This window comes from Cohnella sp. OV330 (genome assembly GCF_900112065.1).
Classification (GTDB): domain Bacteria; phylum Bacillota; class Bacilli; order Paenibacillales; family Paenibacillaceae; genus Cohnella.
This window is the reverse complement of sequence record NZ_FOKE01000016.1, coordinates 55,181-75,423: the sequence shown is the minus strand read 5'-3', so window position 1 is coordinate 75,423 and position 20,243 is coordinate 55,181. Positions and strand designations below refer to the sequence as shown.

The 20,243-nt window shown below is 59.3% G+C and carries 16 protein-coding genes and 1 tRNA gene; 12 read left to right on the top strand and 5 right to left on the bottom strand.

The features are described from left to right. The first annotated feature begins 11 nt into the window (after positions 1 to 11). Positions 12 to 299, top strand: a complete 288-nt coding sequence (locus tag BM235_RS28955; protein ID WP_090117745.1) for a hypothetical protein — start codon at positions 12 to 14, stop codon at positions 297 to 299. Between the two features lie 45 nt (positions 300 to 344). Continuing rightward, positions 345 to 737 carry a hypothetical protein gene (locus tag BM235_RS28950; RefSeq protein WP_090117744.1) on the top strand — a complete coding sequence of 131 codons (393 nt, stop codon included), beginning with the start codon at positions 345 to 347 and terminating at the stop codon, positions 735 to 737. Here the strand turns inward: BM235_RS28950 and BM235_RS28945 are convergent. From BM235_RS28945 to BM235_RS28925, 4 genes are all read right to left on the bottom strand, one after another. Further along, entirely contained in the window at positions 734 to 1,156 is a 423-nt protein-coding gene (locus BM235_RS28945; protein WP_090117743.1) for a hypothetical protein, read from the bottom strand. The two genes, BM235_RS28950 and BM235_RS28945, sit on opposite strands and share 4 nt — an antisense overlap. A gap of 279 nt (positions 1,157 to 1,435) precedes the next feature. Beyond that, on the bottom strand, positions 1,436 to 2,245 hold the full coding sequence (locus tag BM235_RS28935) for a phosphotransferase family protein (RefSeq protein WP_090117741.1): 810 nt from the start codon (positions 2,243 to 2,245) through the stop codon (positions 1,436 to 1,438). A gap of 166 nt (positions 2,246 to 2,411) precedes the next feature. Then, positions 2,412 to 2,831, bottom strand: coding sequence for a hypothetical protein (locus BM235_RS28930; protein ID WP_090117740.1), 420 nt, complete (start codon positions 2,829 to 2,831; stop codon positions 2,412 to 2,414). 166 nt (positions 2,832 to 2,997) lie between these two features. After that, positions 2,998 to 3,073: transfer RNA gene (locus BM235_RS28925), tRNA-Arg, on the bottom strand. A gap of 165 nt (positions 3,074 to 3,238) precedes the next feature. Between BM235_RS28925 and BM235_RS28920 the strand changes: the two genes are divergently transcribed. Next, positions 3,239 to 4,252 carry a LacI family DNA-binding transcriptional regulator gene (locus tag BM235_RS28920; protein ID WP_090117739.1) on the top strand — a complete coding sequence of 338 codons (1,014 nt, stop codon included), beginning with the start codon at positions 3,239 to 3,241 and terminating at the stop codon, positions 4,250 to 4,252. 389 nt (positions 4,253 to 4,641) lie between these two features. Here BM235_RS28920 and BM235_RS28915 read toward each other — a convergent pair whose 3' ends face one another. Continuing rightward, positions 4,642 to 5,646 carry a helix-turn-helix transcriptional regulator gene (locus BM235_RS28915; protein ID WP_143106751.1) on the bottom strand — a complete coding sequence of 335 codons (1,005 nt, stop codon included), beginning with the start codon at positions 5,644 to 5,646 and terminating at the stop codon, positions 4,642 to 4,644. A 145-nt stretch (positions 5,647 to 5,791) separates the two neighbouring features. Between BM235_RS28915 and BM235_RS28910 the strand changes: the two genes are divergently transcribed. The 9 genes from BM235_RS28910 to BM235_RS28870 all read left to right on the top strand — a co-directional run bounded on the left by BM235_RS28910 (position 5,792) and on the right by BM235_RS28870 (position 20,102). Next, a complete protein-coding gene (locus BM235_RS28910; protein WP_090117737.1) occupies positions 5,792 to 6,562 on the top strand; it encodes a phytanoyl-CoA dioxygenase family protein in 771 nt (256 codons plus the stop codon). A gap of 123 nt (positions 6,563 to 6,685) precedes the next feature. Next, complete coding sequence (locus BM235_RS28905; RefSeq protein WP_090117736.1) at positions 6,686 to 7,573, top strand: response regulator transcription factor; 888 nt, start codon at positions 6,686 to 6,688, stop codon at positions 7,571 to 7,573. A gap of 5 nt (positions 7,574 to 7,578) precedes the next feature. After that, the gene (locus BM235_RS28900; protein ID WP_090117735.1) at positions 7,579 to 9,390 is read left to right on the top strand and encodes a cache domain-containing sensor histidine kinase; all 1,812 of its coding nucleotides are present in this window, start codon (positions 7,579 to 7,581) and stop codon (positions 9,388 to 9,390) included. A 94-nt stretch (positions 9,391 to 9,484) separates the two neighbouring features. Then, positions 9,485 to 10,396: an ABC transporter permease gene (locus BM235_RS28895; RefSeq protein ID WP_090117734.1), complete on the top strand. Its 912-nt coding sequence runs from the start codon at positions 9,485 to 9,487 to the stop codon at positions 10,394 to 10,396. A 19-nt stretch (positions 10,397 to 10,415) separates the two neighbouring features. Beyond that, the gene (locus BM235_RS28890) at positions 10,416 to 11,288 is read left to right on the top strand and encodes a carbohydrate ABC transporter permease (RefSeq protein ID WP_158544125.1); all 873 of its coding nucleotides are present in this window, start codon (positions 10,416 to 10,418) and stop codon (positions 11,286 to 11,288) included. A gap of 34 nt (positions 11,289 to 11,322) precedes the next feature. Next, complete coding sequence (locus BM235_RS28885; protein WP_090117732.1) at positions 11,323 to 12,891, top strand: extracellular solute-binding protein; 1,569 nt, start codon at positions 11,323 to 11,325, stop codon at positions 12,889 to 12,891. 266 nt (positions 12,892 to 13,157) lie between these two features. Then, a complete protein-coding gene (locus tag BM235_RS32785) occupies positions 13,158 to 17,972 on the top strand; it encodes a golvesin C-terminal-like domain-containing protein (RefSeq protein ID WP_255374648.1) in 4,815 nt (1,604 codons plus the stop codon). A gap of 151 nt (positions 17,973 to 18,123) precedes the next feature. Continuing rightward, the gene (locus BM235_RS28875) at positions 18,124 to 19,134 is read left to right on the top strand and encodes a zinc-dependent alcohol dehydrogenase (protein ID WP_090117731.1); all 1,011 of its coding nucleotides are present in this window, start codon (positions 18,124 to 18,126) and stop codon (positions 19,132 to 19,134) included. 26 nt (positions 19,135 to 19,160) lie between these two features. Continuing rightward, a complete protein-coding gene (locus BM235_RS28870) occupies positions 19,161 to 20,102 on the top strand; it encodes an AraC family transcriptional regulator (RefSeq protein WP_090117730.1) in 942 nt (313 codons plus the stop codon). Positions 20,103 to 20,243 lie beyond the last annotated feature (141 nt).

Sequence of the window (20,243 nt, the reverse complement as noted above, 5' to 3'; positions counted from 1 at the left end):
GGCGAATCGCTATGTTGAATTATAGCTATGACGAAGCCGCGCTGCAGATCAGCGAGTCTGCGAACGAGAACGACATGGAGTTCCGAATCGTGCTCGCGACCGACGATCCGTCAATCCTGGCAGGCCTGAAGCAGGTCCGGCAGGAATTCGACGAGAACCGCGTGTACACGGATGTGCTGTTCTACCATTATCCCGACCGAGAATACAAGATCATCGTTCGCAAGGATTATTATGTGGACTTCGTGCTCGAGCTCATGAAGCAGCGGCTGCTGAAGAGCGTGGCGTGGGCGGAAGACTGACCTGGATCAGACAGCGCAAAGGAATAGGCCGAGGAGGCTATACGAATGAAGCGCACCGACCGGTACGTCCTATATCTGCTCTATCTCCTTTTGTTCGGCGTCCCGATCGTAGCGATGTTTTATGCGGTGGACGAGGAGGGTCATCTGTACGTGTCCATGTTTGTAATTTTGACGAGTATCGGATTCCGGTATCGACAGGATATTCGGCGCGAGGAATACGCAGCGAACAAAATATCCGGACGGATGTGGAGTAAGAGCCTGGTTTGGGAGCTGATCCTGATCCCGGTCGCCTTATGGCTGCTGTTCGGTCTGCTGGAAGGGGGAGCAATGGCGCAGCGAGGCGTGGTTCTGGGTTTGTCCATATCGGTAGGATGTCTGTTGTTCGAGATGGGGGAGCGGCTCTACCTTCGCAGGATCATGAAGCGTGCGGTCCGTTAGGGAAGCTTCTGCAGCTTATACGTAAATGTCCAAGTCGCGGTGTTGCCGGAGTAACGGCCTCTGTTTTCGGTGACGACGACGGTTAGCGCTTTGTTCGTCGTCTTCGCGATCGACGAGGCTTTGACGGAGGCCGTGGCCTCGCCGTCTTCGGGGATCTTGTCTTGCTCCTCCGCATAAGCATCCAAATGGATGGCTTCAGAGGCTTTAAGCGTCAGCGTGACGGAGGAACCTGCCGATACTTCCTTACCGTTCACCTTGGCTGCGGTCAGCCACTCGTTCCCCACGTGATTGTTCTGGACCAGTTTGACCGACACGACGGTTACTTTGATCTTGACCGACTTTTCTGCGGCATAAATGGGTTGAGCGAGCATAACGAGCATAAGGGACAGTGCCGTCATGAACTTCATAAGCTTTGGCATAGAGAGTGCTTCCCTCCATATAGAATAAATGAGTTTGGACGAATCGTTATTTCTTTGTCCGCGATAGAACAAATATCAGAACGTATGCGGTAAACGCGAAAAGGCCTAATGCGATATCTCCTGTCCATCCCATACGGTAAACGGCGAACGTCGTATCGTGATAAGCAAAGTCGCCAGTATCGTCTGCGTTCATGATTCGCGACGCGGCAGTGAGCAGCAGATGAACCAGCGCCGGGAATGCAACCGCGATTCCCGCGCCTAGGAGCCATGCGCGCGCAGTCATTCGCATTCGTTCCCTGCGATCGACCTTCGGATGAACGCGGCCAGCGCTTCCTTCTCCGCCTCGGGAATCCAATCGCACAGGCGAGCGGCGGCGACGGGAGGCATCCAGCGCTCGATCTGCTCGCGCGTCGTGCCGGTCTCCTTTGAATACGCGCGGAGATATCCGCTAAGCAACTCGACGCGCATGTCGACGAGCCACGCGACCACCTCGGCCGGCGCTTCGTTCGGGATGCTGCCGTATTGCAGCAGCAGCGCGGTCCGGGCGACATCGGCTGACGGATGGCCGGTCGTTCCCGTCATCCAGTCGATGATCCATTCTTGATCGCCAAGCAGGATGTTGTCCGGGTGAAAGTCTCCGTGGCAGAGGCGGTCGCCGTCGGGCAGATCGCTCAATAGCGATGCCAAACGTTTCTTTTCCTCATCGGTCAGCAGAGAAGTGTGCGCGATCCGTTCAATGAGGCTGCTTTTCAGGCTGGGCAAGCCCTGCACTGAAACGCGGTGGACACGGCTTTGAAGCTGAGCCATCCGTTCGGCTTCCCGCGCCACGCTGCTTTCTCCGAGCGCCAGCGCCGCGAGCATCGTGACGCCGGCGAGTTTCTCGAATACGATGCCGGGGCGACCGTCATGCCGGACAAGCTCCAGGGGTTCCGGGACCGGTAGGCCGGCGCGGCATGCTGCTTGGCAGGCGCGATATTCCATCTCGGCCTGTTCTTCTGACAATCCCGGGTGGTACAGCTTAAGGACGCGCTGCTCGCCGTATTCGTAGACCTCGGCTGTTCTACCGATGCCTATTCGTAGTTCGTCCATGAAGAGACTCCTTAATAAGCATATATTTGGATATTATTTTCAAAGGCAGGCTGTCGTCAATAGCAAAAAAACCGCACCTCCGCATGCGGTTTCGACATTCGTATGAGCTGGCGGTCATGAGATGACTCCAACGGCCTTGCCTTAAGCGACCGAGCGAGTACGATTTTTAATCGATATCGTATATTTTCCAAGCCCCGTCTTCCTTGATGAACGAATACAGTTTCGCGGTCTCCGGTCCAGAATCTAGCCGTATTTTGGTTTCTACGGATGCAAAATCGTCATTGATGGGGCCGAAGGATACAACCTCGATTGTCGTTAATCTCTTTTTGTTAAGCTGTGAAATGGGACTGTCCTGCGCAAATAACGCCATGTACTCGCGCTCATTTCTGTCGTTTAACGATTTCGTCGACTTATTGATAATTTGTACAAGCTCTAATTCTTGACCGGAGTAGTTTTTCTCATCGATGAAGGTTTGATCGTGTAGTGGGGAATGCGATTGATTTTCTGCATGCGGTGCATTTGTCGTCCGGGTATTCGCGCAACCTAATATCATTATTAACAGCAACAGAATTCCGATCATTTTCATAGCGTTCACCAACCTTTCGGAGTTAACCGCGGGGGCCGCACATTTGAAGCGACGTGATGGCAAGCATATCTATAGACGGATGGAAACATCAAAAAGCTCCGCTTTTAGTAAATTAAGCAAACAAAAAGAACCGCGTAAATACGCGGTTCTGAAAATGCTAGAAAACTGGCGGCCCCGAGATGAATCGAACATCCGACACCACGTTTAGGAAACGTGTGCTCTATCCGCTGAGCTACGGGGCCACAGTAAAATTCATTATAGCACAATCGATGCGGAGAGCCAAAACGAAATTCTACCTCGGATCGGTCGCGAACGAACCGTATTCGGATTGCCAAAAGCACTGCTACGCGATATGGTAGGGACAACGATTAAGCCCGGTTGGGCGCGGAGCAAGGCGGGATCTTACGATGACAGCTACAATACGCGATATCGCGAAGGCGGCCGGCGTGTCGGTCGCGACGGTGTCGAAGGTGCTCAACGACTATTCGACGGTCAGCCGCGCCACGCGGGAGAAGGTGCTCGCGCTTGTCGCCCAGATGCAGTTCCGCCCGAACGAGGCGGCACGATCGCTCGTCGGCAGGCGGTCGATGACGATCGGCATCCTGCTGACGTCGGGATTGTCCAACCCGTTCTTCGTGCATCTGCTCGGCGGCATCGACGAAGCGCTGAAGGAACGGGGCTACGACCTCATCTACCTCGCGCAGCTGTCCGCGCATCCGGAGTACAACTTCGTGCAGCACTGCCGCAGCCGCAACGTCGAGGGCGTGCTTGCCTTCGGCTTCCAGCTGGGCGAGCTGGACGCGGACAAGCTGGTGGCGTCGGGCATTCCGTCGTTGTTCATCGACCTGAATCTGACGGGCAAGCGGGCTGGCTACATCTCTTCGGATAACAAAGAGGCGGTGCAGGGCACTGTGCGTTATCTACACGAGCTCGGGCATCGGCGGATCGCCTACATCGCCGGCCTGCCCGGTTCGTACGTGGGCGAGCGCCGGCTCGCCGGCTACCATGAGGCGATGGCCGACGTCGGCCTGTCGCCGGACCCGGACTACCTCGTGATCGGCGACTTCACGCAGGAGACGGGTTACCGAGGGATGCAGCAGCTGCTGGCGCTGTCTAAGCGGCCGACCGCCGTTGTCTGCGGCTCGGACAAGGCGGCGATCGGCGCCCTGCAGGCTTCCCGCGAGGCGGGCGTCGCGGTGCCGGACGAGCTGTCGATCGTCGGCTTCGACGACATCGACGAGGCGCGGGTGGTGCACCCGCCGCTGACGACGGTGCGGCAGGACATGCCGACGCTCGGCCGCCTTGCGATCGAGCTGCTCGATCGGCTGATCGTCGAGCCGGACGGCCCGGCCCCGGCGGTCATCGTGCCGACGGCGCTGATCGCGCGCGGCACGACGGGACCGGCGCCGTCGGGCGGCTAGCGCCGCTGCGGCTGTTTCGTGCTTCGCTGGCCGCTAGCCGACGGGGGCTGATAGGTCGGCTTTGTCAGCGCGGCAAGTGCTGCGATCTGCAGGCTCGACAGGCTCGACAGGGCCCACTGGCCGACTCCTAAAATGCCGCACGATCTTTGCTCACCCGTTCACCGGCCACGATAAAATAGTTGCTGAAAAGCATCTATTTGCCCGATACGCGAGCGAGCTTTTTAGATAAGTGTTAAAAGGCAACTAATCGCGCCTCCCCGGCCGGAATGTCGGGAAACAAAGCTGATTAAATGCCTTTTAGCAACTAATCGCCCAAAATCGCGATAAATCGCTGGAATAACTGCCTTTTGACAGCTATCCGTCGTCATGTCAAAAGAGCGCCGCCAAGCTCACACCCGATTGGCCCTCCTGAACAAGGAAGGGCTTATTTTCATTTGCTTGGAGAAGACGCGGCTGAAGTAGAACGCGTTCTGATAGCCGCAGCGCTCGGCAACGTCGTCCAGCGTCAGGTCGGTCTCGACGAGCAGTTTGGCGGCCTTCGCCAAGCGGACGGAGGTCGCGAAGCGGATCGGCGACATGCCGTAGGCCGCGTGGAAACGCGTGCTGAGCTGCGAGGCGCGCAGGCCGCACTGTCCGGCGATGCGCTGCAGCGAGAAGTCGGGCTCGCAGGCCCCGCGCTCCATCAGCGCGGCGGCGTGATGCATGAGCGGCTCGGTCGTCTCGCGCCGCGAGGCGGCGGCGGAAGCCTGCTCCCGCCGCACGAGAAACAGCAGGTCGCGGATCAGATGGGCGACTTCCTCTTGGTCGTCGTAAGACGGCTCCACGCGCAGCCGGGCCAAGTACGCGCAGGTCGAGCCGAGCCGCTGCACGTCGCGAATGCGCACTTTGCCCGGGGGCAGCGCAAGCTCGCCCGCGCCCGACAGCTCGATAAAGTGGAAGGCGGTCGGCTCCAGCATGGACCGCTTCAGCACATAGCCGGGCGGGCAGAGCACGAGCTCGCCGAACGCCGCTTCGCCGCTGTACGCCGCAGCCGTCGTCTCAACAACCGACGCCTTGTCAGCCCTCGTCCCGCTAGCGCCAGTCCGTTCTGCATCCGCCCGTTCGGCTCTCGCCCCCGCCCCGCCAGCCCCAGTCCGTTCGGCATCCGGCCGTTCTCCCCTCGTTCCCGCCCCGCCATCTCCAGTCCGCTCGAACCCAGCCCCCTCCGCCGCAGTCCCGCCAGTCCCGCCAGTCCCGCCAGCCGCCGGACTCTCGTCAGCCTGCGCGCCGCCGTGAATGGCGAACGAGAACCGGCCGGACTGCGGAACCAGAATGGCCCATCCCGCATACGTATCCTCCGGATATCGAAACTGCGTCATCCCGCCCGCATTGTAATAATAGGCCTTGACCTCCACCGGCTCGTCTCCTCTCCAATAAAGAAAAAAAGTATATGAAATTGATAAAGCCAATGCATGGAGATGCGTCGATTCAAGGCATATCATAGCATTGTAGAAAGCGATCAGAGAATATCAAACGAGAAAAAAATGGAGGTTGTCCCGAATGAAACAGAAACTGAACTTTCTGAGCAAAACGCAGTTGGAAGACTATCATCGCCAAGGCTACCTGGTCCTGCGAAACGTATTCTCCGAAGCCGAGGCCAAGGTGATGCAGATCGAATGCGACAAACTGCTCACGCTCTCCGACTACACCGATCCGAAAAACATTCGCGCCGGCTACAAGAGCTATGCGAACGGGGAGACCAAGATCGAGCGGTTCGACCCCGTCCACGATATTTCCCCGGTATTCGCCGACCTCGTGCAGGACGACCGATTGCTGGCGCCGCTGCGGGACATCTACCTCGACGAGCCGAAGCTTTTCAAGGATAAACTGATCTTCAAGCTGCCGGGAGCGAACGGCTACTCGATGCACCAGGACGCGTCCTGGTGGCAGGGCTTCCCGATCGAGGGACTCATCTCCGTCATGGTCGCGATCGACGGCGCCACCGCGGAGAACGGCGGACTCGAGCTGTTCTCCGGCTATCACGACAGGCTGCGCTCGACGGCGGGCGAGCTGCGCAACATGAACGCGGCGGAGATCGCCGAGATCGATCCCGCCACCGGCCATATCGTCGCGACGAACCCGGGCGACGTCATCATTTTCCACTCCTTCACGCCGCATCAGAGCGGACCGAACCTGTCGGAATACAGCCGCAAGCAGCTCTTCCTGACCTACTCCCCCGCGAAGGACGGCGAGCTGTACAAGGCGCACTACCAGCACTTCCAGCGCTACTCGCTGATCGGCAAGGACGCGGGCGAATATTATCTGCTGTAAGGCTGGCGGCCTTCTCCGGACGGAGAAGGTCTTTGCGCCGTTTGGGGTGCTAAAGGAACGACATGACAAGCGGACCGGGCAGACGTTATATTATGTGGAGAGTAACGGGGAGGGGGAGCGGCCATGTACACCTGCATGATCGTCGAAGACGAAGAGGTCATCCGCGAGGGGATGAGGTTCGGCATCGACTGGGCATCCTACCGGCTGAATCTGGCGGCGGCCGCTTCGGACGGCAAGGAAGCGCTGGAGCTGGCGGGCCGGATCAGGCCGGACATCGTGATCACGGACGTCGTGATGAAGGAGATGGACGGCATCGAGCTCGCGCGCCGGCTGCAGGCCGACATCAAGGACAAAGCGATCAAGGTCATCATGATCAGCGGCCACGAGAACGTCGATTATATTCGCTCGGCGCTGAAGCTGCAGGTGGTAGACTATTTGCTCAAGCCCTTCCACGAGGAAGAGTTCGCGGAGGTCGTCCGCAAAGTCGTGGCCGATCTCGACGAGGAGCGGGGCCAACAGGAGCGTCTGCGCAGCCTGGAGCGCAGGAACGAGCTGTCGCAAGCATGGGTCCGGGATCGGCTGGTAGAAAACTTGAGCGCAGGACCGGCGAAACAAACGGGTCTGGACGCCTTCGCCGAGCTGGACGACCTGCTTGCGGGGGCCGAGATCGCCTCGCTGAGCGGCTCCGACCAACGCAAGGTTGTGCGGGCCGTGAAGGATTACATCCAATCCGCGTTCCGGGAAGAACTGACGCTGGCGCAGGTGGCCGAAGCGGTGCATCTGTCGCCCAACTATCTAGCCAACCTTTTCAAGAAAAACGCAGGCATTACTGTAAACGATTACATCACGCAAATCCGTTTGGCCGAGGCGAAGCGGCTCCTCCGGGATGAGCCGGGCTTGCTCGTGCAGCACGTGGCGGAGCGCATCGGATATAAGGACGGCAAATACTTCACGAAGCTGTTCAAGCGCGAAGTCGGCATGAATCCAAGCGAGTTCAGGGATCGGGCGTGAAGCGGATGTGGCGATGGATCGGCCGGTTCGACTCCCGCACCAGTCTCCGCAGCAAGCTGCTCGTGGCGTTCGCGCTGCTCGTGCTCCTGCCGACGGTCGCGATCGGCTTTTTTTCCTACCGCAAATCGTCCTCGATCATACAGGAGCAAACCAGCCGCGCCTATCTGGAAGCGCTGCGGCAGACGTCGATCAACCTGTCCTACCGGATGACCGAGGTGGAGAACATCTCGTATATCGTGTACACGAACGACAATCTACAGCAGATGCTGAGGCGCGCCCGCGCGTCCGAGCTGACGACCGGACAGGTCATGGACGACTACAAGGACATTAAGGAAATCCTGCATAATCTCGAGACGAGCCGCAACATCTTCCGCATCCGGCTGCTCGTGCCCAGCACGGCGCTGTACACGACCGAGAACATCAGCCTGTTCGGCCTGAGCGACAGCGAATTCGACGGTTACCGCCGGGAGCTGAGCGAGGCGAAGAACATGATGGCTTGGAAATATCTCGGCCCGACCTCCTATCTGGACGCGGGAACGAAAAGCATTATCTCGCTGCAGCGGCTGATGAAGGACTTCAACAACGTCACGACCTCGCTCGGGGTCATCGCGATCGACGTGGAGGAGCGAACGTTCACCGACGTGCTGCAAAACATGAATCTCGCGCTGCCGTACAAGGCGATGCTGATCAAGGACCAGTCCGTCATCACCGCTTACGCCCACGAGCCGGAGCGGCTCGGCATCGACAAGGCGCCGCTCTCGGACATTCTCCGTCTGGGCGGAGGGACCGATCGGGAAGCGAGGACGATCCAATACGACGGCAAGACGTATCTGTATCTGGTCCAGCAGCTGGACAACGTCGACTGGAAGATCGTCGCGCTGATCCCGACGGTGAACATCGCCGACCAGAGCGACATGCTCGGCGTCTACATCCTGCTGCTCTCGGTCGGCCTGATCGCGTTCGCCACGGCGCTCGCCTTCCTGTTGTCGGGTCGGATCACGCGGCGCTTGTCCGTTCTGGCGGACAAGATGAAGGGCATCGAGAACGGGCATTTCGGGGAAACGGTGAAGATCGAGGGCCGGGACGAGATCTCCTTGCTCCAGCGGCGGTTCAACAAGATGTCCGGGCAGATCGAGAATCTGATCGGCGAAGTGTACCGCGTCACGCAGCACAAGCAGCAGGAAGAGATGAAGGTGCTGGAGGGACGGATCAACTCCCACTTCCTCTACAATACGCTCGACTCGGTCAAGTGGATGGCGCTCAAGTCGAGCGCGCCGGATATTGCCAGGATCGTGACGGACTTGTCCAAGTTTTTTCGCATCGGCCTCAATCGCGGCAAGGACAAGATCCCGTTCGAAAAGGAGATCGAGCATGTCCGGGCGTACGTCGACATCCAAAACGTCAGGTTCGGCGGCGCCCTCCGCACGGAATTCGCATTCGACCCCGGTTTGCAGCACATCGAGATTATCAAGCTGATCCTGCAGCCGATCGTGGAGAACGCGATCATCCACGGCATCAACAAAGCGGGCGGCCGAGACGGCCAGATCGTGCTGCGCGGCCGGCTGAACGGCGACGAGATCGTCCTGTTCGTCGCGGACAACGGTGCCGGCATGGACCGGGAGACGGCTGCGGGCGTGCTGGACGGCACGGCCGGCGGGTACGGACTCAGCAACGTGCACCGGCGGCTTCAGCTGTATTACGGCCCGGATTGCGGGGTGTCCATTCGCAGCAAGCCGGGGTGCGGCACGGTCGTGCGCCTGAAGCTGAAGACCGCCCCCGTCGATCCGCTGCGCAACGGCGTAAGATCCGCCACCTAATCGTAGAGCTGTCCCGTTTATGGGGCGGCTCTCTTTTTTTATACTGAAGCTACGGATTTGAAAGCGATTCCATCAAGGAGAAGGATGTGTGCGAATGGGGAAGCGAAGCCGATTGCGCGCGGCGCTTCGGGATTACGATTTGTATTTGCTGCTATTGCCCGGTCTGGCGGCCTTGCTGATCTTCAAGTACGTCCCGATGTTCGGCGCGATTATCGCGTTCAAGGACTATCGGCTCGGAGAGGGGATCTGGGGCAGTCCTTGGGTCGGCTTGCAGAACTTCGAGGCGCTGCTGCACGACGACAAATTTTATCAGGTGCTGCGCAATACGGTGCTGATCAACTTGTACAAACTCATCTTCCAGTTTCCGCTGCCGATCATGCTGGCGCTCATGATCAGCGAGGTGCGCAACGTCGCGTTCAAGCGGGCCGCGCAGACGATCACCTACCTGCCGCATTTCCTGTCCTGGGTTATCATCAGCACGATCTTCGTCAACCTCTTGTCGCCGCAGACGGGCATTCTGAAAGATCTGTTCCACCTGCTGGGGATGCAGGACACGATGATGATCGCCGACGAGCGCTTCTTCCGCAGCGTGCTCGTCATGTCGGCGGCCTGGAAGGAGACGGGGTGGTCCTCGATCATCTATCTGTCCGCCATCCTCTCCATCGACACGCAGCAATACGAAGCCGCCCGGATGGACGGCGCCGGCCGCTTCCGGCAGATCTGGCACGTCACGCTGCCGGGCATCCGTTCGGTCATCTTCTTCGTCGTCATCCTGCGGGTCGGCAGCGCGCTCGGCAACGACGTCGAGCAGGTGCTGATGTTCTACAATCCGCTCGTCGCCAATGTCGGCGAGGTCATCGGCACGTTCGTCTACCGCATGGGCCTGGGCAACCTGCAGTACAGCTACACGACGGCGATCGGGTTGTTCCAGTCGGTCGTGGGCATGGGGCTGATCTTCACGGCGAATTACTTCAGCAAAAAGTACGGGGAACGAAGCCTCTGGTAGGCAGAAAGGAAGTGGCCGCGTGAGGCTCAGAACCAAAGGGGAAGTCGTCTACGAAGTTTGTGTCTATACGGGTCTTGTCTTAGGCATTCTCGTCTGTCTCATTCCCGTGCTCAATATCGTCGCCAAGTCGCTTAGCGGCGAGAGTTACGTCGTGGCCGGCGACGTCGGCATCTGGCCGGTACACTTTACGACGGATGCGTACAACATCGTGCTCGGCAGTCCGAAGTTCCTCAGCTCGTTCCGCAACTCGGTCTTGATCACGGTCGTCGGCACGCTGATCAACGTCACGCTGACCGTCTTCACCGGCTACGCCTTATCCCGCAGCCGATTGGCGGGGCAGAAGCTCATCATGATGCTGTTCGTCTTCACGATGCTGTTCCAGGCGGGCATCATGCCCACTTATCTAGTGATCAAGAATCTGGGGCTTATCAATTCGCTCTGGTCGCTCATGCTGCCGGGGCTGGTCAGTCCGTTCAATATGATCATCGTGCGTCTGTACTTCTACAACATCCCCGACAGTCTGGAGGAATCGGGGAAAATGGACGGCGCGAGCAACATCCGGATTCTGTTCAGCATCATGATGCCGATGGCCGCGCCCGTCATCGCGACCACCGCCCTATTCTGCGCGGTCGAGTATTGGAACAGCTATTTCGACGCGCTGATGTACATCAGCGACGCGAAGCGGCTTCCGCTGCAAGTGTTCTTGCGGGAAGTCATCATGAGCGTGTCGGACGCGAGCAACAACATCGAGATGATGGCCCAGACGCAGGTGGCGCAGGAATCCATCCGCGGCGCGGTCGTCGTGGCGGCTACGCTGCCGATCGTGCTCGTGTATCCGTTCCTCCAGCGTTTTTTTGTCAAAGGCATCGTGCTTGGCGCCGTAAAAGGCTAATATAGCAACTATAAGCAAAAGGGGAGACAGGAACATGAAATTCAACCGTGTCATGCGTTCGGCAATCGGGCTTGCGGCAATACCGTTAATGGCTTCGGCGCTTGCCGCCTGCGGAGGAAACAACGCCAACTCGGAATCGTCCGCCAGCGAGGCAGCCTCGTCCTCGGCTGCTTCCTCCTCGGGCGCTTCGTCCTCGGCGGCCTCCGGCAGCCCGACGGCAAGCGGGCAGAAGGTCACGCTCAAGATTCTGGTGCCGAACAATATCGCCGAGTTCCCGAGCGGGAAGGACGTCAACCACAATGAGATCGCGGACGGCATCCGCGAGAAGACCGGCTTCGACGTCCAATGGGAGCTCCTGCCGAAGGATGCGGAAGCGCTTCACCAGAAGCTGAACGTGCTCATGGCCTCCGGCGATACGCCGGATCTGATCATCATGGGCAACTCGGAGAAGGCGCAATTCGGCAACTTCGCGCAGCAAGGGCTGCTCACGCCGCTCGACGCGCTGCTCGACGAGGACGGTCCAAATATCAAGTCGCTGCTCTCGCCGGAGCAGTGGAAGTCGGCGATGTGGGACGGCCAGATCTATGCCATCCGGACGTTCAGCTACAGCAACGCGTCCTATGGCTTGACGGCGCGCAAGGACGTGCTGACGGAGCTGGGGCTTGGCTTGCCGAAGACGCAGGATGAATTCTACAATGCGCTGAAGACGATCAAAGAGAAAAAGCCGGATATGGCGCCGTATACGGCCAATCTGTCGGAAGGATTAACCGGGCTCGAGGCGATCGCGAGCATGTTCTATCCGCCCGTCGACTACGTGCAGAAGGACGGCAAGGTCGTCTACACGGCTGCGCAGCCGGAAGCGAAGGACTTCCTTGCGTTTGCCTCCAAGCTGTTCGCGGAAGGCTTGATCGACAAGGAGTCCGTCGTCAACAAGACGGATAACGTGAAGGAGAAGCTGTCGAATGGAAAAGCGGCGCTGGCTACGCTCGGCTGGTGGGAAGGCCCGGCGATCGTCACGGCGTCGAAGGAGAAGAACGCGAACAGCGACCTGGCGTACATCGATCCGCCGACGGGCAGCAACGGCTCGTTCGGCATGGGTGCATCGTCCACCATCTCCAAGTACTTCATCATCCCCAAAGCAAGCAAGCACGCGAAGGAAGTCGTTCAGTTCCTGAACAAGGCTTCGGATCCGGCCATCATCGACTTTATTTCCTTCGGGATTGAAGGCACGCACTTTAAAAAGGAAAACGGAAAGAACGTGGCGCTTCCGGAGATGAGCAACATCGCCTACAAGGTGTATTACAACATGTTCGATACCGTCGACCTGGGCTTGCAGCGGATGGAAAACGCCGGCCTTAGCCCATACTTCACCCCGGTCTCCAAAGTCGCCAAGTACGTAAACGTCGTCGATCTCGTCGCGCCGATTCCGCTCGTCGATCAGAAGAGTACGGAGCTGAAGGATCTGCGCGATCAGTACTTCCTGAAGATCATCACCGGCGCGCTGCCGCTGACCGCCTATGACCAGTTCCTCGAGAAGTGGAAGCAAGCGGGCGGAGAAGACGTCGAGAAGGCGTTGAACGACGCTTACAACAACGCGAAATAAAGGCTGCGATCCCGGTTGTCCTCCAAGCGAGGGGGCCGGGATTTTTTTATTCGGCCTTGAGGCGGACGGCTGGGGCGGTGGATGCGGAGAGTTAGCCGGAAAAACCGCGTAACTGGGGCTAGGACGATAACTTTCGCCACCTAATCGTAGCTTTATCCCGTTTTCGCAGGTTCCTCCGTTGCTTATAGTGGGAGTGTCCAAATGGAAGCGATTACATAAAACATCCATGCGGGCAACACATCCGAACGAAGCGGAGGAAAATGACGATGGAGAAAAAAGGTTTGCGGCCGGCAAAAGGCAGGGGTAAAATCGCACGGTTGGCGGTCTGCCTGCTTCTGCTGCTGGCGATCGCCTCGCCGGCGACGAGAGCGCTCAAGGAGGTTTCGGCAGCAGCGCCCGCGTTTACCACGAGCGTCCCAAACGCATCAACCTACTTTATCCCCAACGAGACCTGGTACCGAGACTTTGCGCCGGGCATCCTCAACCCGAACGAAGGCACGATCGAGATGACGGTGCGGCTCGACAAGCCGTATGAGGAATTCGGCAACTGGTACGACTTCCTGTTCCGCGCCATCCCGGAGCAGGGCGGACCCGGCAATACGCTGATCAACGCGCACATCCCCCCGCCGACCAGCAAGCCGACGGGTACGAATTACGCGCAGCCGCTGACTTTTTTCGTCAAGAACGGTTCCGGCACGACGGGGGCATTCGCCTACGCGCAGCCTGCCAGCTTGAACTATACGGTCGGCCAGTCCTTTAATCTCGCGTTCGCGTGGAAGCTGGGTCCGGGAGGTCACGTTGCCATCTACAAGGATGGGATCGCTCTCGTTAACCAGCCGACTTCCATCGATCCCGTCCAGGAGAAATTCATGCCCTACGAGTTCATGGTCGAACGGGGCTCTCCGTTCAACGTGAGCAACCTGAAGATCTCGACAAGGGCGCTGGCGGCCAATGAACTTGAGACAAGCACCGCCTCGTTCAGCCAGGGCACGGACACCTCTCTGCTCGGCAACATTACGCTGGATCAGCCCGTGCAAACGGAGAAATTCGAGACGCCCTGGCATGCTTCGTCCGGGTATAGCGTCGCCAAGCCGGCATTCCGCAACGACAAGCAAGTGTTCGCGAAGCAGGCAGAGGCAGTCTATCCCGTCATGACGGTCAATTACGGCGCCGCGGCTCGTACGTACGATGTCACCGTCAAGGCGACCGATCCAGAAGGCGCTGTGGCGTTTACCCATACGCAGTCCGTGACCGTGCCGGCGGACGGACAGTATAGAATCGAGGAGCTTCCGCTGCCCGAGCTGTCCGGCAAGGTCGGATTCTGGAATCTGGAGACGAACGTCAGCTCTGGTGCAGGCGACGCCATCGTCTATAGGAGCGCGATCTCCAAGCTGCCGGACAACGAGATTTCGGTTGCCGACGGCGTGTATGCGGACTACTACGGTACGCACTCGGACTACAAGGACAGCATGTCGCCTTGGTCGCAAATTAACACGAGCGCGACCCGCGCCTGGGAGGAGTCGCGGGTATTCCTGTGGTATGCTGTCGAGCCGGAGCAGGGGCAATACACCTGGGAGCATGCGGACCAGTATGTGAACGCCGCGAGCGAAGCGGACATGGACGTGCTGGCCGTGCTCGGCAATCCGCCGAACTGGGCATCGACGCGGCCGCCCGTCAGCGCGATCCCGGCACAAGGTTACCCGTCCTCCTATCAATACATCGCCGACCGCTACGTTTCCCAGGACATTCTGTCCCAGAACGGCGTTCCCGGCGCGGGCGACGATTGGGCGGATTACGTCTACCAGACGATGAAGCGCTACGCGGGCAAGGTCAAATACTATGAGATCGGCAACGAAGCCAATTTCCATCCGCCCTTTCTCGCGGCCAGCTTCTCGGGCACGGAGGCCGAGTATTTCCGGATGCTGGAGATCGCCCATGAGCAGGCGCAACGGGTGAAGGCGGAGTATCTAACGGAAACAGGACACGAACTGGAGCTTTACGTCTCGACAAGCGGCTTTTCGCCTGTCGCGGGAACGTCCGCCGATCGCCAGATGGCGGTCGATGCGCTGCAAGAGCCGTATGCCGGGTACTACGACATCTTCAACATTCACGGCTATGCGGGCACGGGAGATATCAAGAACGACGTGCTGGCTGCTTACCGAAATGCCAAGGCAAATCATCCAAACCTGCAGCTGTGGCAGGGGGAGTACTACCCTTTGACGGCACCGACCACCGCGAAGAAGCTGTACGACACGGTCGACAAGTACCTGGACTTTCTGAGCAATGGCTTCGACAAATACTTCACGATGGGCCATCCGGCAGACAATATGTTCGTCAACCGCTTTACATTGTCCCCGACGGAAGTGTTCCAGACGACCGCGGTGCTGCAAAACGAGATGCGCAAGGTCGCCGCTTACGGCGGTTCTTATGGCAACTTCCCCAAAGAAGCGCAGCTTCCCGTCAAGCATTACATGCGCCGGACGGACGGGAATTACCTGAGCGTGCTGTCGGCGGACAGCCAGCCGATGGGCATCATGATCGGCAACGCGAGCAAGATCCTCCGGGTAGTCGATAACTACGGGAACGCCGTGCCGGTTCAGGCGGGCGGTTCGGTGTTCAAGAAGGATACGCTGTTCATCGTCAGCAGCGAGCGGCTGCAGATTACCGGCCTCGATGTTCCGGAGACGCCATTGATCCGCAACGGCGGCTTCGAGCAGTTGTCGGGCGATCCGACGGGCGGTCCGGCGGCGGTCACGGCCGACCAATGGCAAATGGGACCGGGTGCGGGCGCGTATGGGACGAACGCCTATGTAAACCGTACGGCGACCGGCGCGCATGAAGGCGCGAATGCCATGACTTTCGATTCTACGGGCGTTTCGTCGGGCCATGTGTTCATGTACCAATCGTTCAATGTGGAGGAAAAGGGCACCTATATGCTGTCCGCGTACATCCGGAAGACGGCCGGCGGGACGGACCTGCAGCCGGAGCTGAACGCGTGGGACGGGACGAGCGATCATCAGGTGGCGGCGGTAACGCTGACGGGCCAATATGCGTACTATTCCGAGCCGCTCACGGTCCAGGGACCGACGAGTCTGACGGTCAAGATCGGCATCTTGTCCGGTACGGGGAAGCTCGACATCGACGGCGTATCGTTCAAGCGCGTGGAAGTGTCGATGGACAACTCGGACCCGACGGGCGTGACGTTCGCCGGCACCGTGCCCGGCAGCGCATGGGACAACACGAAGACGAATGCCGGCGCGAACCTGAAAAACTTTGCCGTAAATACGAGCCATGACGGCACTGCCAGCGTCACGTATACGCCGAATATCCCGCTTACGGGCATGTACGACGTGTACGAATGGCATCACGCGACGAGCGGCTCGACTGCCGCCCCCTTCACGATTCACCATGCGAGCGGAACGGCGCAGGTTGGCGTGAATCAAACCGCCGCTACCGGCGGCAAGTGGAACCTCGTCGGCAGTTATCCTTTTGAAGGGGGAACCGCGGGCAGCGTCGTCATTACGAATAACTTTGCGGTCTCGACTGGCAATTTCATACTGGCGGACGGCATCAAGTTTGTCAGGATCGGAGATATGCCTGCGGCGTTCGCCAACGGAGACTTCGAGTCTCTCTCGGGCGATCCCGCGGGGAACCCCGCCTCCGTCCTCTTGAGCGGCTGGCAAATGGGCGAAGGCGCCTATGGCACGAACGCATACGTGAACGCGACCAACCCATTCCAGGGCGCATATGCGCTGACGTTCGACTCGGCGGGGGCGCCGGGCGGAAGGTCCGACATGACGCAGTCGTTCACCACGCTCGAACCGGGCACTTACGCGCTGTCCGCCTACGTAAAACAGTTGGACGGCGGCACGGGCGTTCGTCCCGCGCTGGACGTGACGGATGGGAACGGCTTGCACCTGCTCCCTTCGGTGACGCTGACCGGCCAATACGGGTATTACGCGCAGACCGTCGTCGTGCCGGCGAAGACGGACGTCTCCGTCCGCATCGGGATTCGGGCCGGCAGCGGAAAAGTATCGTTCGACAACGTCTCCTTCGTGCGCGTACCGGATAACGTAGCGATCGAGATGGACAACAAAGACGCCTCCGGCGTCGTATTCTCGGATGGCTCCTGGCGGAACACCGGCGTTAATGCAGGGGCGTTCAAAGGGGACTTCGCGGTGAATTCGACAAGAGGCGGAGGCGCGACGGCTACGTATACGCCGCCTATTCCGGAAGCGGGCATGTACGATGTGTACGAATGGCATCATACGACCGCCGGCCCAACGGACGCGCCGTTCACGATACGCGACGCGGAGGGGACGACCGATATCCTCGTGGATCAATCGAAGAACGGGGGGAAGTGGAACAAGATCGGCACCTGCTCGTTCCTGCCGGGCGCTACGGGCAGCGTGTCCATCGCGAACGGTCATCTCACCAGCAACTTTATATTGGCGGACGGCATAAAATTCGTGCGAACGGGGCCGTATACGCCGGCTGCGCTGGCGAGCGCGAAGCCCGGAAAGCCGGTACTCTCCGATACCAGCGGCTATAGCGGCCTGAGCGACGGCAATTATGCCGTCACCATGAATATGTGGTGGGGCGCCAACGGCACGCAGTATAAGCTGTTCGAAAACGGCGTCCCGATTGACACCACCACGCTCAAGGACGCATCGCCCGCCGCTCAGCAGGCGACGATCGAGCTGACGGGAAGGAAGAACGGCACCTATGTCTATACCTGCGAGCTGACCAATGCCCTTGGCTCTACCGCCTGCGAGCCGCATACGGTCGTCGTCAGCGACGCCGATCCGGGCAAGCCGGTGCTGTCGAACGACAATTGGGACCGCGACGGCGCGTACAAGGTCACGATGAATATGTGGTGGGGAACCAACGGGACCAAGTACAAGCTTTACGAGAACGGACAGTTGATCGACGAGCAAGCGCTAAGCAGCCATACGCCGGAAGCCCAGACGGCTTCGACCGCCGTGTCCGGAAGGGCGCCGGGCGTCTATCATTACCGCGCGGAGCTGACGAATGCGGCGGGCAAGACGGAGAGCGCGGTCATGGACGTAACGGTCGTTTAAGTTGAAAGACGGCTTCCGGGTTTGTTTTTGAATCCGGTGGCCGTCCCTTACTTTTTGATAAAAGATCAGGGTTTATCTTAAAGACTTCCCTGTCCGAAATCGTTACATTGAAAGAAACGCAATCTAAAGTAAACTAAAGGGTGTGGCAACCATGATCAACCAAAGCGTCGTGTTCGCGAAGCCATGGCAAGTCGAGGTCCAAGAGGGAACATTCGCAGCGCCGGCCTTGGCGGCCGACGAGGTCGTCGTCAAGAAGCTGTATACGCTCATCAGCCCGGGCACGGAGCTGGCCTGCCTGTCCGGCAACGAGAGCTGGTTCGGGATGCCGGGGACGCCGGGTTACGCGTCGGTCAGCGAGATTGTCGAGACGGGCGCGGACGAGCAGCGGTGGCGCAAAGGGGATATTGTCTTCCATTACGGGGACCATTCCCGCTACCAGGTCGTCTCGACGCGCGGCACGTTTCTGGAGGTTCCTGCGGGCTTGGACCTGCGGTGGGCGCCGTTCACGCGCATGGCGACGGTAGCCTTCACCGCAGTCCGCGTATCTAATATAGAGCTCGGCGATGCGGTCAGCGTCACCGGGCTCGGACTGATCGGCAACATGGCGGCGCAGCTGGCCCAATTGCAAGGCGCGGACGTCATCGGGATGGACTTGTCCGCCGAGCGCCGTCGCATCGCCGAGATCTGCGGCTTGTTCGAGACCTATGACAGCAGCTTGGGCGAGGGTAAGGCGCGGGTGGCCGAATTGACGGGCGGTGTCGGCGTCTCGACGCATATCGAGGCGACGGGGCTGTCCAAGGTCGCTGCGGAAAGTCTGGGCTGGATCGCCAAGTCGGGAGAGCTGATCCTGCTCGGGAGCCCGCGAGGCGAGTACAACGCGGATCTGACGGACGTGCTCAACTATTGCCACCTGAACGATCGCGGCTGCATCACGTTCAAGGGAGCGCACGAATGGCGTTTCCCGGTCGAGCCGGACCCGTTCGTCAAGCATTCCATGGTGCGCAATTCCCGGATCGTATACGGCCTTATGCAGCGCGGCAAGCTGAAGATCGAGCCGTTGATCAGCCACGTGCTGAAGCCGGCGGAAGCGCCGTCCGCGTATGAAGGTTTGCGGTTCGACAAAGATCGTTATCACGGCGTCCTGTTCGATTGGCGCGAATAGCGTACGAGACAGGATAGGGCCGTTCAATGGAGGAGGGGCGGGCCATAGAAGCTTGGATGCACACCGTCTCTCCGTTCGTACGGACGGTCAAAGTGTCGGAGTCCGGCTCCTTGTACGGGGAATGGATCGACTACGACCATGTATTTACGTATGTCGAGCAAGGGGAGGCCGACTTCATCTTAAGCGGGGTGAGGTACGCGGTCAAGGAGGGGGACCTCCTGCTGATGCCGTCCTTCATGCCCCATATAATTCGCACGACCTCCGCGATTCCTTTGATCCAGTGGGTCTGCCACTTCGATCTCTACTACGACGAGGAACGGAGTACGTGGAGAGAGCTCGGCACGATGACGAGCAGGCAGCGGACGATAGCGGAAAAAGAGACGGCGCTGGCGTCGATCGTGCCGATCGCCCATGTGCGGCCGCAGGACCGGATCGAGCTGAAGCGCAAGCTCATGACGATGCTTCAGGTTCATGCCGAAGGCGGCCCGCACGGGTCGCTTTTGCTGAAGGCGCTATGTACGGAGCTGTTGTACGCGTTCTTCAAGTGCCAGGCCGAAGGGCAAGGTCGCGAGGGGAAGATGACCAGGAGCTGGGTGTCTATCGAAAAAAGCCTTGCCTACATCAACAAGCGCTACGGGGACCCGCAGTTGGACAATGCCGGCATCGGCGACCAAGCGGGCATCTCGGCCAACCATTTAAGCGCGCTGTTCAAGGACCAATTAAAGACGACCGTCCACAAATACGTGACGCACGTCCGAATCGAGCAGGCGAAGCTGCGGATGCTGGAGAGCAATACGACGCTGACCCAAATCGCCGAAGACGTTGGATTTACCGGCATTCATCCGTTCAGCCGGGCCTTCAAAGCCAGCGTAGGCGTGACGCCCAGCGAGTTCCGGGCTTCCGGCGCGAAGCGTCGGGGCGCCGATATCGCTTCCTCGCATTTCGGGGCCAAGCATAGCGAAGCGTGAAGTCCGTGCTTGCGAGCATAGCGCAATTTTGCGCTAAGTTGAGTATCGCGTTACGTGGCGGCAACGAGATACAAATGCGCCATTATCGGCATGCAAGCTGTATAGACTTAAAACGCAAACGGTACGAAGCAGGGAATCCTC